We start from the raw sequence: 15090 nt of genomic DNA, 5'->3' as shown, positions 1-15090 counted from the left end.
AGGTTCTTCGACGTGCTATCTACCGCAAACATCACCATGCAGTTCGGCCCCAAGCCCTTGTTCGAGAATATCTCGGTCAAGTTCGGCGAGGGCAACCGCTACGGCCTGATCGGCGCGAACGGCTGCGGCAAGTCCACCTTCATGAAGATCCTCGGCGGCGACCTGGAGCCGAGCGCCGGCAACGTGATGCTGGAACCGGGCGTGCGCCTGGGCAAGCTGCGCCAGGACCAGTTCGCCTATGAGGACATGCGCGTGCTCGACGTGGTGATGATGGGCCATACCGAGATGTGGGCGGCGGCGCAGGAGCGCGACGCGATCTACGCGAACCCGGAAGCGACCGACGAAGACTACATGAAGGCCGCGGAGCTCGAGGCCAAGTACGCCGAGTACGACGGCTACACCGCCGAGGCGCGCGCCGGCGAGCTGCTGCTGGGGGTGGGCATCCCGACCGACCAGCATCAGGGCACGATGAGCAATATCGCGCCGGGCTGGAAGCTGCGCGTGCTGCTGGCGCAGGCGCTGTTCTCGAATCCGGACGTGCTGCTGCTGGACGAGCCGACCAACAACCTGGACATCAACACGATCCGCTGGCTGGAACATGTGCTCAACGAGCGCAATTCCACCATGATCATCATTTCGCACGATCGCCACTTCCTGAACTCGGTCTGTACGCACATGGCCGACATGGACTACGGCACGCTGAAGGTCTACCCGGGCAACTACGACGACTACATGGAAGCGTCGATGCAGGCCCGCGAGCGCCAGATGGCCGCCAACGCGCGCGCCAAGGAGCGGATCACCGAACTGCAGGACTTCGTGCGCCGCTTCTCGGCCAACAAGTCCAAGGCCCGCCAGGCCACCTCGCGCCTGAAGCAGATCGACAAGATCAAGGTCGAGGACATCAAGCCGTCGTCGCGCCAGAACCCGTTCATCCGCTTCGAGTTCGAGAAGAAGCTGCACAACCTGGCGGTGACCGCCGAGAACATCAGCAAGGCCTACGACCGCCAGATCCTGAACAACCTGTCGCTGTCGATCCAGGCCGGCGAGCGTGTCGCCATCATCGGCGAGAACGGCGCGGGCAAGACCACGCTGCTGCGCTGCCTGCTGGACGGCGCGGTGCAGACGGGCGTGCAGCGCGGCATCGAGGTCGATCACGGCACCGTCAAGTGGGCCGAGAACGCCAACGTCGGCTACATGCCCCAGGACACCTACGAGGAGTTCCCGGAAGAGACCAACCTGATGGACTGGATGACCCAGTGGACGCAGGCCGGCGACGACGACCAGTCGCTGCGCGGCACGCTGGGCCGGCTGCTGTTCTCGGCCGACGACATCAAGAAGTCCGTCAAGGTGCTGTCCGGCGGCGAGAAGGGCCGCATGATCTGGGGCAAGCTGATGCTGGGCCGCCATAATGTGCTGGCGCTGGACGAGCCGACCAACCACATGGACATGGAATCGATTGAGTCGCTGCAGATCGCGCTCGACAAGTTCACCGGCACGCTGATCTTCGTCTCGCACGACCGCGAATTCGTCAGCGCGCTGGCCACGCGGATCATCGAAATCCGCACCGACGGCACGGTGACCGATTATCTGGGCACCTACGACGAATATCTGGAGTCGCAGGGTATCGCCGGCTGACGGTTTCTGTCACGCCTGCTGCTCACCGCCCGCCACCGCGGGCAGGCTGGCGAACGAAAGGCCGCAAGAAGGCCGCAACGCATCGACGCGTTGCGGCCTTTTTTCATGCCGGCGAGCGGTACCGCGCGCGATTATCGGCGGGATATTGGCGAGCGGCGGCCGTGTGCCGGGCGGCGAAGCGATATCGCCGGACAAAATCGGCTCTACAATGTCGGCACAGAAAAGATTGATAACAACGGCAAACGCCCTGAAACACCTGAATCAGGTTGGAAACGCCGAAGGGTTTCACGCCTGACGGCTCACCGAGGAATTGTGGCTATGCAACAGCGAGACAAACTCTTTATCAATGGCAAATGGGTCGCCCCGCACGGCACCGGCCAGATCGACGTCATCCATTCCACCACCGAGGAGGTGATGGGTCGGATTCCCGAGGGCCATGCCCGCGACGCCGAGGACGCCATCCAGGCGGCCCGCGCCGCCTTCGACGGCTGGGCCGCCACGCCGCCGCAGCAGCGCGCCGACTATATCCGCAAGATCGCCGAGGGCCTGAAGGCGCGCACCGAGGAGCTGGCGCAGCTGATCGCCGCCGAGGTGGGCATGCCGATCAAGCTGGCCCGCGCGATCCAGGTCGGCGGCCCGGTCTTCAACTGGAGCCAGGCGGCCAAGCTGGTCGAGTCCTTCACCTTCGAGGAAGAGGTCGGCAATTCGCTGGTGGTGCGCGAACCGGTCGGCGTGGTCGCCGCCATCACGCCGTGGAACTACCCGCTGAACCAGATCACGCTGAAGGTTGCGCCCGCGCTGGCGGCGGGCTGCACGGTGGTGCTCAAGCCGTCCGAGGTGGCGCCGCTGAACGCCTTCGTGCTGGCCGAGGTGATCGAGGCCGCAGGACTGCCGCCGGGCGTGTTCAACCTGGTGACGGGCTATGGTCCGGTGGTCGGCGAGGTGCTGGCCAGCCACCGCGAGGTCGACATGGTGTCGTTCACCGGCTCGACCCGCGCCGGCAAGCGCGTCTCCGAACTGGCCGCGCAGACCGTCAAGCGCGTCGCGCTGGAGCTGGGCGGCAAGTCCGCCTCGGTGATCCTGGACGATGCCGACCTGCCGGCCGCGGTCAAGGGCACCATCAATGCCTGCTTCCTGAACTCCGGCCAGACCTGCTCGGCGCATACGCGGATGCTGGTGCCGCGCGCCCGTTATGACGAGGTCAAGGAGATCGTCAGGAAGGTGGTGGCGGGCTTCACCGTCGGCGATCCGCTGCAGGAGACCACCAAGCTGGGACCGCTGATCTCGGCTGCGCAGAAGGACCGCGTGACGGGGTACATCCAGCGCGGGCTCAACGAGGGCGCCGAACTGGTGGCGGGCGGTACCGAGCCGCCGGCCGGCCTGGACAAGGGCTTCTTCGTGCAGCCGACCGTGCTGGGCAACGTCGATCCCAAGGCCACCGTCGCGCAGGAAGAGATCTTCGGCCCGGTGCTGTCGATCATCTGCTACGACACCGAGGAAGACGCGGTGCGCATCGCCAACGACAGCGTCTACGGCCTGGGCGGCGGCGTGTGGTCGGGCGACGAGGCGCGCGCGATTCGCGTGGCGCGCCGCATTCGTACCGGCCAGGTCGATATCAATGGCGGCCCCTTCAACATGATGGCGCCGTTCGGCGGCTACAAGCAGTCGGGCAATGGACGCGAGGCCGGCAAGTACGGCCTGGAGGAGTTCCTCGAGTACAAGGCGCTGCAGCTGAAGAAGCCCGCGGCCTGAGCGCCGACCGATTGGAAGATGCCCGGCCTGTCCGGGCATTTTTACGTCGGCGATAATCGACAACGACACGACACCGCAACGAACGGTTGGACGGGGGAGGGGAAGGCGATGCATTGGCTCAAGCGGCTGGCATGGCTGACGGTGATCCTGGCGGGGCTGGCGCTGGCCGCGGCCATCGGCGGCTATGCCTGGTATCGGCAGGCGTCGCAGCCGACGGTGGCGGGCACCGTCGCGCTGGCGGGTTTGCACGGGCGCGTCACCATCGTGCGCGACCGCCATGCGATTCCGCGCATCGAGGCCGGCGATCCGCTCGATGCGTATTTTGGGCTGGGCTTCGTCCATGCGCAGGACCGGCTCTGGCAGATGCAGATGAACAAGCGCATCGCCTCCGGCCGGCTGGCCGAAATCCTCGGACCGAGCGCGCTGCCGACCGATCGCTTCCTGCGCACCATCGGCGTGCGCCGCAATGCCGAGGCCGCCTTCGCCGCCAGCACGCCCGAGACGCGCGCCGCGCTGCAGGCCTATGCCGACGGCGTCAATGCCGGCATCGACAGCCACCAGGGCCCGTTGCCGCCCGAATTCGCGATCCTGCGCACCGTGCCCGAACGCTGGGAGCCGGCCGATACGCTGGCCTGGCAGACCATGATGGCCTGGGACCTGAGCGCCAACTGGAGCCGCGAGGTGCTGCGCATGCGGCTGGCGCAGACGCTGCCGCTGTCGCGCATCAACGAGCTGCTGGCGCCGTATCCGGGCGAGCAGCCGCTGCGCACCACCGACTATCCCGCGCTGTACCGCCAGCTGGCCCCGCTGACCACGGCGATGGCCAGCGTCGAGGCCGCGGCGCCGCGGGGGCTGGTCGAAGGCATGGGATCGAACAACTGGGTCGTATCGGGCGCCCATACGCGCTCGGGCAAGCCGCTGCTGGCCAACGATCTGCATCTGGGCCTGCAGGCGCCGGCGCTGTGGTACTTCGCCACGCTGCGCGCGCCGGGGCTGGACGTGACCGGCGCCACCTTGCCGGGCATGCCGGTGGTCGTGATCGGCCATACGCCGCGCATCGCCTGGGGCTTTACCAATACCGCGCCGGATCTGCAGGACCTGTATATCGAGCGGCTTCGTCCCGGCCGGCCCGAGCAGTACCAGACGCCGAACGGCTGGGCCGATTTCGCGGTGCGCGAGGAGACCATCCGCGTCAAGGACCAGCCCGACGTGACGATCCGGGTCCGCTCGACCCGCCACGGGGCGGTGATCTCCGATGTCGCCGACCCGCTCGCGGCCGCCGTCGCGCCGCTGGGCGCCCAGTATGTGGTGGCATTCCAATGGGTCGCGCTGCGGCCGGACGACCGCACCGTGCAGGCCGGCCTGAAGCTGAACCGCGCGCACGACTGGACCAGTTTCACAGAGGCGCTGCGCGACTTCCATACGCCGCAGCAGAGCGCGGTCTATGCCGATGTCGACGGCAACATCGGCTTCATCGCGGCGGGCCGCGTGCCGCTGCGCCACGCCGCCAACGATCTGAAGGGGCTGGCTCCGGCGCCCGGCTGGGACGCGCGCTACGACTGGAACGGCTTCATTCCGTTCGAACGGCTGCCGCGCAGCTTCAATCCGCCCGGCGGCATGGTGGTGACCGCGAACCAGAAGATCGTGCCGGACGACTATCCGTACTTCCTGACCAGCGAATGGACCGTGCCGTATCGGCACGACCGCATCCGGGCCTTGCTTGGCGCGCGGCGGCAGCACACGCTCGATACGTTCGCGGCGATCCAGAAGGACGAGCTGTCGCTGGCGGTCAAGGACGCCTTGCCGCTGCTGCTCGGTGCGTCGATTGCCGCCGACGAAACGCGTCCGGCGCGCGAGCGTGAGCTGTTCGCCGCGCTGGCGCGCTGGGACGGCACGATGTCGGCGGACCGCGCGGAGCCGCTGGTCGCCACCGCCTGGCTGCGCGAGCTGTCGCGCGGCATGTTCGAGGGCAAGGTCGGCGATGGCGTGTTCGCACGCATGTGGGAGCAGCGCAATGTGCAACAGGCGATGCTGAACGTGCTGCGCAGCTCCCGCGGCCTGGGGCGTTTCTGGTGCGACGATCCGAAGACGCCGGCGCCCGAGGACTGCAACGACGCGATGGGCGCCGCGTGGATACGGGCCATCGCCGATCTGCAGCAGCGCTACGGCGACGATCCGCGGCGCTGGCGCTGGGGCCAGGCCCATGCCGCCCGCGCCGAACACCGGCCGTTCGCCAAGGTGCCGTCGCTTGCCGGGTTCTTCAACGTCAAGGTGCCGACCGGCGGCGACACCTATACCGTCAATGCCGGCCGCCACAACCTGGGCGACGAACAGGCGCCGTTCGAGAACGTGCATGGCGCCAGTGTGCGGGCGATCTACGACCTGGCCGATCTGTCGGCCTCGCGCTTCATCACGCCGACGGGGCAATCAGGCAACGTGTTGTCGCCGCACTATCGCGACTGGACCGAGCAATGGGCGCGCGGCGAGTACGTGACGATCCAGGGGGCCGGGCATCCGGCGGGGGCGAAGGCGTTCGAGACGCTGGTGCTGACGCCCGCGGCGCGCGATGGCGGCCGGACGAGCGGGGCAAGCCGGTGAGGGCTTGTCGGACCAAGGCTCTGCGGATCAGTGGACTCTGCTGATCAGGGCGCTCTGCTGATCAGGGCGCTCTGGATCAAGGCTCTCCGGATCAGAGGGGCCAGAGGCGCCAGAGCGGCCAGAGGGGCCAGAGGCGCCAGAGCGGCCAGAGGGGCCGAGGGGCCAGAGGCGCCAGAGCGGCCAGAGGGGCCAGAGGCGCCAGAGCGGCCAGAGGGGCCAGAGGGGCCAGAGGGGCCAGAGGGGCCAGAGGGGCCAGAGGGGCCAGAGGGGCCAGAGGGGAGCCCTAGTCGCGCTGGAAACGGCGCGCGCTGGCTTCGCGCGTGATGCGTTCCCACACCGCCTGCTTTTCCGCGTCGCTCATGAAGACCCAGTTGCTGACCTCCATCGCGGTGCGGCCGCAACCCTGGCAGACCTCGTCGAACAGCGTCGAGCAGATGCCGACGCAGGGGCTGTCGGGACGGTCGAACAGGCTGTCGTCGGTGGTCTCGGCGGAGTCGGGCAGGGCGAGCGGGTCTGGCGCGGAATCGGGACGGGTTTGCGGCATGGCGGCTGGGTGTGGCAAAGGCGGCCATTATAAGCGGCGGGGTCGGGCGGTGCCGCGGCGCGGTGTGGCGCCGATCGGCAATATTTTCCGCTCAGCGCGTCGACCACTGCATCGTCCACCGGCGTTGTCCACCGGCGTTGTCCACCGGTGTCGGCTACCGGCGTCGGCTACTGGCGTCGTCTACTGGCGTCGTCTACTGGCGTCGGCTGCCGCGTCGTCGATCGGATTACCTGCCGGGTAATTGAGCGTCGGCGGCGCCGGCTGCCATCATGGACTCACCACGACGCACCCACGATTCCCTCTCAGGAGCCCGCATGATGTCTTCTCTGACCCCACTGTCTGCTACCGGCACCTATGCCGAGGTCGCGCCCCGCGTTCGCGCGATGGTCGAGGAAATCCTGATCGGCTCGCCGGTGGCCCGCACGCTCGGCGTCGCGCTCGACGTGCTGGCGCCCGAGCATGTCGAGCTGGTGCTGCCGTTCAGCCCCGGCAATGTCACGGTTGGCAAGACGGTGCACGGGGGCGTGATAGCGACGCTGATCGATATCGCCGGCGCGGCGGCGGCGTCCGGCGCGGACCCGGACAAGGTGCGCGGCGGCGCGACCAGCGCGCTGTCGATCCAGTATGTGGCGCCGGCCGAGGCGGCCGCGCTGCGCGCCGTGGCGACGGTGGTGCGCCGCGGCCAGCGGCAGATCGCCACGGAGATCACGGTCTATGCCGAACAGCCGGAGGCGGGCACCGTGGTGGCGAAGGCGCTGATGAATAGCGTGTTGTTTGGTTGAGGGCCAGGGAGGCCCGGGCGCTGCCGAGACGTGCCGAAACGGGCCGAGACGGGACTGTCCGCCGCTGTGCGGTGACCGTCGTCCCGTTGGACATTGCATTGAAACGCAATTAACCGCCAGATTTCCCGCCCACCGCCATGACATGCCGGGCCGACAAGCGGCCCGGCATCCCTGCCATCAGGCAACCGGGTTCCAGTCGCCCGGCACCCGCACCCAGCCTTCCATCAGGATCCGGGCGCTGCGGCTCATGATGGCCTTCTTCACTACCCATTCGCCGTCCACCTGCTCGGCCTCGGCGCCGACGCGCAGCGTGCCGGACGGATGGCCGAAGCGCACGGCCTGGCGTTTGCCGCCGCCGGCAGCGAGATTGACCAGGGTGCCGGGAATGGCCGCCGCGGTGCCGATCGCCACCGCCGCCGTGCCCATCATCGCATGGTGCAGCTTGCCCATCGACAGCGCGCGCACCAGCAGGTCGATGTCTTCGGCGCGCACCGGCTTGCCGCTCGACGCGGTATAGCTGGCCGGCGGGGCGACGAAAGCCACCTTGGGCGTGTGCTGGCGCCGCGCGGCCTCGTCCACGTTCTGGATCAGGCCCATGCGCACGGCCCCGTAGGCGCGGATGGTCTCGAACATCGCCAGCGCCTTGGGATCGCCATTGATCGCCTCCTGCAGCTCGGTGCCGGTGTAGCCGATCGCGTCGGCGTTGACGAAGATGGTCGGAATGCCGGCATTGATCATCGTCGCCTGCAGCGTGCCGACGCCGGGCACTTCGAGGTCGTCGACCAGGTTGCCGGTCGGGAACATCGCGCCGCCGCCGCCTTCCTCCTCGGCCGCCGGGTCCATGAACTCGAGCATGATCTCGGCGGCGGGGAAGGTCACGCCGTCCAGCTCGAAGTCGCCGGTCTCCTTGACCATGCCGTCGACGATCGGCACATGCGAGACGATCGTCTTGCCGATATTGGCCTGCCAGATGCGCACGGTGGCGACGCCCTCGCGCGGGATGCGCGCCGGATCGATCAGCCCGGCGGAGATCGCGAACGGGCCCACCGCGGCGGACAGGTTGCCGCAGTTGCCGCTCCAGTCGACGAAGGGCTGGTCGATCGCGACCTGGCCGAACAGATAGTCGACGTCGTGGTCGGGCCGGCTGCTGCGCGACACGATCACCGTCTTGCTGGTGCTCGACGTCGCCGCGCCCATGCCGTCGATCTGCTTGCCGTACGGGTCGGGGCTGCCGATCACGCGCATCAGCAGCGCATCGCGGGCGGGGCCCGGCGACTGCGCCGCCTCGGGCAGGTCCTGCAGGCGGAAGAACACGCCCTTGCTGGTGCCGCCACGCATATAGGTGGCGGGGATGCGGATCTGGGGAAGGGAAACCATGGATGCCTCGTGCTGATTCAGGGTGGAGCGCCGCGCCCGGTTCATGCGGCCGATGCGGCCGAGGCCGCCCGCGCCGCCTTGGTCGAATCGAGGAAGTCCTGCGCGAAGCGCTGCAGCACGCCGCCGGCTTCGTAGATCGACACTTCCTCGGCGGTATCGAGCCGGCAGGTCACCGCGGTCTCGATGCGCTCGCCGTTCCTGCGGTGGATCACCAGCGTCAGGTCCGCGCGCGGCTTGCGCTCGCCGATCACGTCGAAGGTCTCGGTGCCGTCGATCTGCAGCGTCAGGCGGTTGGTGCCCGGCTTGAACTCCAGAGGCAGCACGCCCATGCCGATCAGATTGGTGCGGTGGATCCGCTCGAAGCCTTCGGCGACGATCGCCTCCACGCCGGCCAGCCGCACGCCCTTGGCTGCCCAGTCGCGCGACGAGCCCTGGCCGTAGTCGGCGCCGGCGATGATGATCAGCGGCTGCTTGCGCTCCATGTAGGTCTCGATCGCTTCCCACATGCGCACGACCTTGCCCTCCGGCTCGATGCGCGCCAGCGAACCCTTCCTGACCTTGCCGTCGACCACCGCCATTTCATTGACCAGGGTCGGGTTGGCGAAGGTGGCGCGCTGCGCGGTCAGGTGGTCGCCGCGGTGGGTCGCGTACGAATTGAAGTCTTCCTCGGGCAGGCCCATCTTCGCCAGGTATTCGCCGGCGGCGCTGTCGGGCAGGATCGCGTTGGACGGCGACAGATGGTCGGTGGTGATGTTGTCGCCGAGCACGGCCAGCGGACGCAGGCCCTTGAGCGTGCGCTCCCCGGCCAGCGCGCCTTCCCAGTACGGCGGGCGGCGGATATAGGTGCTCTGCGGCCGCCAGTCGTACAGCGGGCTGATGGTCTCGGCGTTGGCAGCCTGTACGGCGAACATCGGCTCGTAGACCTTGCGGAACTGCTCGGGCTTGACGCTTTGCGCGACGATCGCGTCGATCTCCTCGTCGCTCGGCCAGATGTCCTTCAGCGTCACCGGCTGGCCGTTCGCGTCGTGGCCCAGCACGTCGCGCTCGATGTCGAAGCGGATGGTGCCGGCGATCGCGTAGGCGACCACCAGCGGCGGCGAGGCCAGGAAGGCCTGCTTCGCGTAGGGATGGATGCGGCCGTCGAAATTGCGGTTGCCCGACAGCACCGCGGTCGCATACAGGTCGCGCTCGACGATCTCCTGCTGGATCGCCGGATCGAGCGCGCCCGACATGCCGTTGCAGGTGGTGCAGGCGAACGCGACGATGCCGAAGCCCAGCCGTTCGAGCTCGGGCAGCAGTCCGGCTTCCTCCAGATACAGCTGCACCACCTTGGAGCCCGGCGCGAGCGAGGACTTGACCCAGGGCTTGCGCGTCAGGCCGCGCGCGTTGGCGTTGCGCGCCAGCAGGCCGGCGGCGATCACGTTGCGCGGATTGCTGGTGTTGGTGCAGCTGGTGATGGCGGCGATGATCACGGCGCCGTCCGGCATCTGTCCCGGCACTTCCTGCCATTGGCCGGCGATGCCCCGTTCGGCCAGCGCGGTGGTCGGCAGGCGCTTGTGCGGGTTCGACGGGCCGGCCATGTTGCGGACCACGGTCGACAGGTCGAACTCGAGCACGCGCTCGTATTCGGCGTCCTCCAGCGTATCGGCCCACAGCCCCGCCGTCTTCGCGTAGGTCTCGACCAGACGCACCTGCTCGTCGCTGCGGCCGGTCAGGCGCAGATAGTCGATGGTCTGGCCGTCGATGAAGAACATCGCCGCGGTGGCGCCGTATTCGGGGGCCATGTTGGAGATGGTCGCGCGATCGCCCAGCGTCAGGCTGGCCGCGCCTTCGCCGCGGAATTCGAGATAGGCGCCCACCACGCGCTGGCTGCGCAGGAATTCGGTCAGCGCCAGCACGATGTCGGTCGCGGTGATGCCCGGCTGCGGCTTGCCGCGCAGCTCGACGCCGACGATGTCCGGCAGCCGCATCCACGACGCGCGGCCCAGCATCACGTTCTCGGCCTCGAGGCCGCCCACGCCGATGGCGATCACGCCCAGCGCGTCGACATGGGGCGTATGGCTGTCGGTGCCGACCAGCGTGTCGGGGTAGGCGACGCCGTCGACGGCATGGATCACCGGCGACATCCGCTCCAGATTGATCTGATGCATGATGCCGTTGCCCGGCGGGATCACGTCGACGTTCTTGAACGCCTTGCGGGTCCACTCGATGAAGTGGAAGCGATCCTCGTTGCGGCGCTCCTCGATCGCGCGGTTCTTGGCGAAGGCATCCTTGTCGAAACCGCCGTGCTCGACCGCCAGCGAATGGTCGACGATCAGCTGGACCGGCACCACCGGATTGACCTGGGCCGGATCGCCGCCCTGGTCGGCGATCGCATCGCGCAGGCCGGCGAGGTCCACCAGCGCGGTCTGGCCGAGGATGTCGTGGCAGACCACGCGCGCAGGGAACCACGGGAAGTCCAGCTCGCGCTTGCGTTCGATCAGCTGGGTCAGCGCCGCGTTCAGCAGCGACGGGTCGCAGCGGCGCACCAGGTTTTCGGCGAGCACGCGCGAGGTGTAGGGCAGCTTGTCATAGGCGCCGGGCTGGATTGCATCGACCGCGGCGCGTGCGTCGAAATAGTCCAGGCCCGTGCCGGGCAGCGGTTTGCGGTAGGCAGTATTCATGGGGAGGGGATCAATACGGGTCGTGCTCGGCGCGCCGTGGTGTGTCGTGGGGACATGCGGACTGCGGGCGGAAGCGGAACGCGTGGCGCGGCCGCTCCCGCCCGGATCTGCCGCATCAGCGGCGCTTCTCGATCGGCACGAACTTCAGGTTGTCCGGGCCGATGTAGTTGGCGCTCGGGCGGATGATCTTGTTGTCGATGCGTTGCTCGATGATGTGCGCGGCCCAGCCGGAGGTCCGCGCGATCACGAACAGCGGCGTGAACATCGCGGTCGGCACGCCCATCATGTGGTAGCTGACGGCGCTGAACCAGTCGAGATTGGGGAACATCTTCTTGATGTCCCACATCGTGGTCTCCAGGCGCTCGGCGATGTCGAACATCTTCATCGAGCCGGCGTCCTTCGACAGGCGGCGCGCGACTTCCTTGATCACCTGGTTGCGCGGATCGCCGGTCGTGTAGACCGGATGGCCGAAGCCGATCACGACTTCCTTGTTCTCGACGCGGCGGGTGATGTCGGCCTGGGCCTCGTCGGGCGTGTCGTAGCGCTTCTGGATCTCGAACGCGACCTCGTTGGCGCCGCCGTGCTTCGGGCCGCGCAGCGCGCCGATCGCGCCGCAGATCGCCGAATAGATGTCGGAGCCCGTGCCGGCGATCACGCGGCCGGTGAAGGTCGACGCGTTGAATTCGTGCTCGGCGTACAGGTTCAGCGAGGTGTGCATCGCGCGCTCCCACAGCTCGCTGGGCCTGCGGCCGTGCAGCAGATGCAGGAAGTGGCCGCCGATCGAATCGTCGTCGGTCTCGACCTCGATGCGCCGGCCGTTGTGGCTGTAGTGGTACCAGTACAGCAGCATCGAACCGAGCGAGGCCATCAGGCGGTCGGCGATGTCGCGCGCGCCCGGCAGATTGTGGTCTTCCTTCTCGGGCAGCACCGTGCCGAGCACCGACACGCCGGTGCGCATCACGTCCATCGGATGGGCCGAGGCCGGAACCCATTCCAGCGCGGCCTTGACGTTGGCGGGCAGGCCGCGCAGCGCGCGCAGCTTGGCCTTGTAGCCGTTCAGCTCGGCCTGGGTCGGCAGCTTGCCGTGCACCAGCAGATAGGCGATCTCTTCGAATTCGCAGGTCTCGGCAACGTCGAGGATGTCGTAGCCGCGATAGTGCAGGTCGTTGCCGCTGCGGCCGACCGTACACAGCGCGGTATTGCCGGCGACGACGCCGGACAGCGCGACGGATTTCTTGGGCTTCGGGGTGGCTTGCGCCGGAGTGGCTTCGGACATGTCGTCTCCTTGCTTCGCTCTGTTCTGATTACTTGGCCTTGGCTTGCGCGAACAGCGCATCCAGCTTCTGTTCGTATGCATGGTAGCCGATGCTCTCGTAGAGCTCGGCGCGCGTCTGCATGGTGTCCAGCACGTTCTGCTGGGTGCCGTCGCGGCGGATCGCCGCGTAGACGTTCTCGGCGGCCTTGTTCATCGCGCGGAACGCCGACAGCGGGTAGAGGATCATCGCGACGCCGGCGCCGGCCAGCTCGTCGCGCGTGAACAGCGGCGTGGCGCCGAACTCGGTGATGTTGGCCAGCACGGGGACCTTCACCGCGTCGACGAACTTGCGGTACATCGACAGGTCGGTCATCGCCTCGGGGAAGATCGCATCGGCGCCGGCCTCGACGCAGGCCACCGCGCGTTCGATCGCCTTGTCCAGGCCCTCGACCGCCAGCGCGTCGGTGCGCGCCATGATGACGAAATGCTCGTCGGTGCGCGCGTCGACCGCGGCCTTGATGCGGTCGACCATCTCGTCCTGCGAGACGATCTCCTTGTTCGGCCGGTGGCCGCAGCGCTTGGCGCCGACCTGGTCCTCGATGTGCATTGCCGCGGCGCCGAACTTGATCAGCGAGCGCGTGGTGCGCGCCACGTTGAAGGCCGAGGCGCCGAAGCCGGTGTCGACGTCGACCAGCAGCGGCACGTCGCAGACATCGGTGATGCGGCGGATGTCGGTCAGCACGTCGTCGAGGTTCGAGATGCCGAGATCGGGCAGGCCCAGCGAGCCGGCCGCGACGCCGCCGCCGGACAGGTAGATCGCGCGGTAGCCGGCGCGCTTGGCCAGCAGGGCGTGGTTGGCGTTGATGGTGCCGACGACCTGCAGCGGCTGCTCGTCGGCCAGGGCCTGGCGGAAACGGGCGCCGGCCGAGCGGGCCAGGTCTTGGGAGGTCAGGGTCATGATGGCGTCCTGGGTGAGCGGAATGCCGGCAGAGCGCAAGCGGCGTGCCAACGGCGTGGCGGGTTGCGGAGCGGCGTGATTTGGCCAGTCCGGACAAGGGCTAGCGGGTGTTTTCGCCGCATCAGGTGGCGTGTCCGACGCTTGAGTTGCATTTCAAGTTTGAATTCCATATCCGTGACTTGAAATGCAGCGCCGGTGGGCGCAGAATGCAGCGGCGGCGCGTAACGTGCTGGCGTCAACGTCCTATTGTGGCCGGTTTTGTTCGTCCGCTGACTGCGGTTTGCAGCGTTCGCCGCCTTGTTTCGCGTTGGCCGTGGCTTGCGGCGTTCGCCATTTTCCTTCGATCCATGACTCCCGCTACCCCGATTCCTCCTGGCCGGCCTCGCATCTGGGCGGTCGGCATCAGCCGGCTGTCGCGTGCCTTCGCCGATCTGATTCCTTCCTATGCCGCCCAGGCGGACTTTCGGCTCGTCGGCAAGGGCTACGAGGCGGCCGCCAGTGCGATCGCCCGGGAGGCCAGGGAAGGGCGGCTCGATGCGGTGGTCGCGGCCGGCTCGAACGGCGCCTATCTGCGCCAGCATGTGGACGTGCCGGTCACGCTGGTCAAGGTAACGGGGTTCGACGTGCTCAGCGCGCTCGCTACCGCGCGGCGCATCTCGCCGCGGGTCGCGCTGGTGACCCACGCCGCCACGTATCCCGAAGTCGACGAGTTTGCGAGGGAGTTCGGCCTGCCGATTCCGTCGTATACGTATTTGACCGAGGACGACGCCACGGTGCGCGTCAAGGCGCTGCGGCAGGAGGGCATCGAGGTCGTGGTCGGACCCGGGCTCGTGACGGAACTCGCGGATCGGCTCGGGCTGACGGGGGTGTTCCTGTACTCGGGGCAGTCGGTCAAGCTCGCGCTCGAGGACGCGATCGAGGCGGCGCGGCTGCGGCGCATCGAGTCGAGCCGGCGCGAATACGTCAATACGATCCTGGCGCATCTGAACGAGGGCGTCGCGGCAGTCGATGCCGACGGGCGGATCCAGTCGTTCAATCCGGCGATGGAGCGCTTCCTCGGCACGCCAGCCGCCGATGCAGTCGGCCGCAAGCTGCAGGGCCTGGCTCCCGATCTGTCGCTCGACAGCGTGATGCGGACCGGCGCCAAGGAACTCGAGGCGATCCACAAGCTGGACGACCGCATGGTGGTGGTCAACCGGATTCCGATTCTGATGGAAGGCAGTCCCGCGGGCGCGGTGTTGACGATTCAGGATGCCAATGCGATCCAGCGGGTCGACCGTCATCTGCGCCGGCGCGCCGGCGCGCGCACGACCGGGGTCCGCTATCGGCTCGACGATCTTGCGGGGGAATCGCCGGCAATGCGCCAGCTGCGCGAACTGGCGCGGCGCTATGCGGCCGTAGATTCCACCGTGCTGATCAGCGGCGAGAGCGGCACCGGCAAGGAGGTGCTGGCGCAGGGCATGCACGATGCCAGTCCGCGCCGCGCGTTTCCGTTCGTGGCGATCAATTGCGCGGCGTTTCCCGAG

10 protein-coding genes (1 of these 10 running past the window's edge) are annotated in these 15090 nt (G+C 68.0%); 5 read left to right on the top strand and 5 right to left on the bottom strand.

Annotation, left to right across the window (positions count from 1 at the left end; all coding sequences use genetic code 11):
* The first annotated feature begins 12 nt into the window (after positions 1–12).
* From KZ686_RS11985 to KZ686_RS11975, 3 genes are all read left to right on the top strand, one after another.
* Entirely contained in the window at positions 13–1635 is a 1623-nt protein-coding gene (locus KZ686_RS11985) for an ABC-F family ATPase (RefSeq protein ID WP_149318968.1), read from the top strand.
* 318 nt (positions 1636–1953) lie between these two features.
* Positions 1954–3387: an aldehyde dehydrogenase family protein gene (locus tag KZ686_RS11980; RefSeq protein WP_149318967.1), complete on the top strand. Its 1434-nt coding sequence runs from the start codon at positions 1954–1956 to the stop codon at positions 3385–3387.
* A gap of 108 nt (positions 3388–3495) precedes the next feature.
* Positions 3496–5985 (top strand): penicillin acylase family protein, encoded by a 2490-nt coding sequence (locus KZ686_RS11975; protein WP_265632483.1) that lies wholly within the window; start codon positions 3496–3498, stop codon positions 5983–5985.
* A gap of 283 nt (positions 5986–6268) precedes the next feature.
* On the opposite strand, the gene KZ686_RS11970 is transcribed toward KZ686_RS11975, so the two are convergent.
* Positions 6269–6529, bottom strand: coding sequence for a DUF1289 domain-containing protein (locus tag KZ686_RS11970; RefSeq protein ID WP_149318966.1), 261 nt, complete (start codon positions 6527–6529; stop codon positions 6269–6271).
* 314 nt (positions 6530–6843) lie between these two features.
* On the opposite strand from KZ686_RS11970, the gene KZ686_RS11965 reads away from it, so the two are divergent.
* Positions 6844–7311: a PaaI family thioesterase gene (locus tag KZ686_RS11965; protein ID WP_265632482.1), complete on the top strand. Its 468-nt coding sequence runs from the start codon at positions 6844–6846 to the stop codon at positions 7309–7311.
* Between the two features lie 177 nt (positions 7312–7488).
* Here KZ686_RS11965 and prpF read toward each other — a convergent pair whose 3' ends face one another.
* The 4 genes from prpF to prpB all read right to left on the bottom strand — a co-directional run bounded on the left by prpF (position 7489) and on the right by prpB (position 13564).
* Positions 7489–8688, bottom strand: a complete 1200-nt coding sequence (prpF, locus tag KZ686_RS11960; RefSeq protein WP_265632481.1) for a 2-methylaconitate cis-trans isomerase PrpF — start codon at positions 8686–8688, stop codon at positions 7489–7491.
* 41 nt (positions 8689–8729) lie between these two features.
* Entirely contained in the window at positions 8730–11351 is a 2622-nt protein-coding gene (gene acnD / locus KZ686_RS11955) for a Fe/S-dependent 2-methylisocitrate dehydratase AcnD (RefSeq protein ID WP_265632480.1), read from the bottom strand.
* Positions 11352–11466: 115 nt separating this feature from the next.
* Positions 11467–12627, bottom strand: coding sequence for a bifunctional 2-methylcitrate synthase/citrate synthase (prpC, locus tag KZ686_RS11950; protein ID WP_265632479.1), 1161 nt, complete (start codon positions 12625–12627; stop codon positions 11467–11469).
* A gap of 28 nt (positions 12628–12655) precedes the next feature.
* Complete coding sequence (gene prpB / locus KZ686_RS11945; RefSeq protein ID WP_043438308.1) at positions 12656–13564, bottom strand: methylisocitrate lyase; 909 nt, start codon at positions 13562–13564, stop codon at positions 12656–12658.
* Between the two features lie 347 nt (positions 13565–13911).
* Here prpB and prpR point away from each other — a divergent pair, with 347 nt between their 5' ends.
* Positions 13912–15090, top strand: partial view of a propionate catabolism operon regulatory protein PrpR gene (gene prpR / locus KZ686_RS11940; RefSeq protein WP_265632477.1) — the 5' portion only. Its footprint extends 783 nt past the window's final position; 1179 of the gene's 1962 nt are visible here — the first part of the coding sequence; the start codon lies at positions 13912–13914; its stop codon lies off the right edge, out of view.

The organism is Cupriavidus cauae (assembly GCF_026210475.1).
GTDB lineage: Bacteria > Pseudomonadota > Gammaproteobacteria > Burkholderiales > Burkholderiaceae > Cupriavidus > Cupriavidus cauae.
This window is presented reverse-complemented; position numbering and strand designations above follow the sequence as displayed.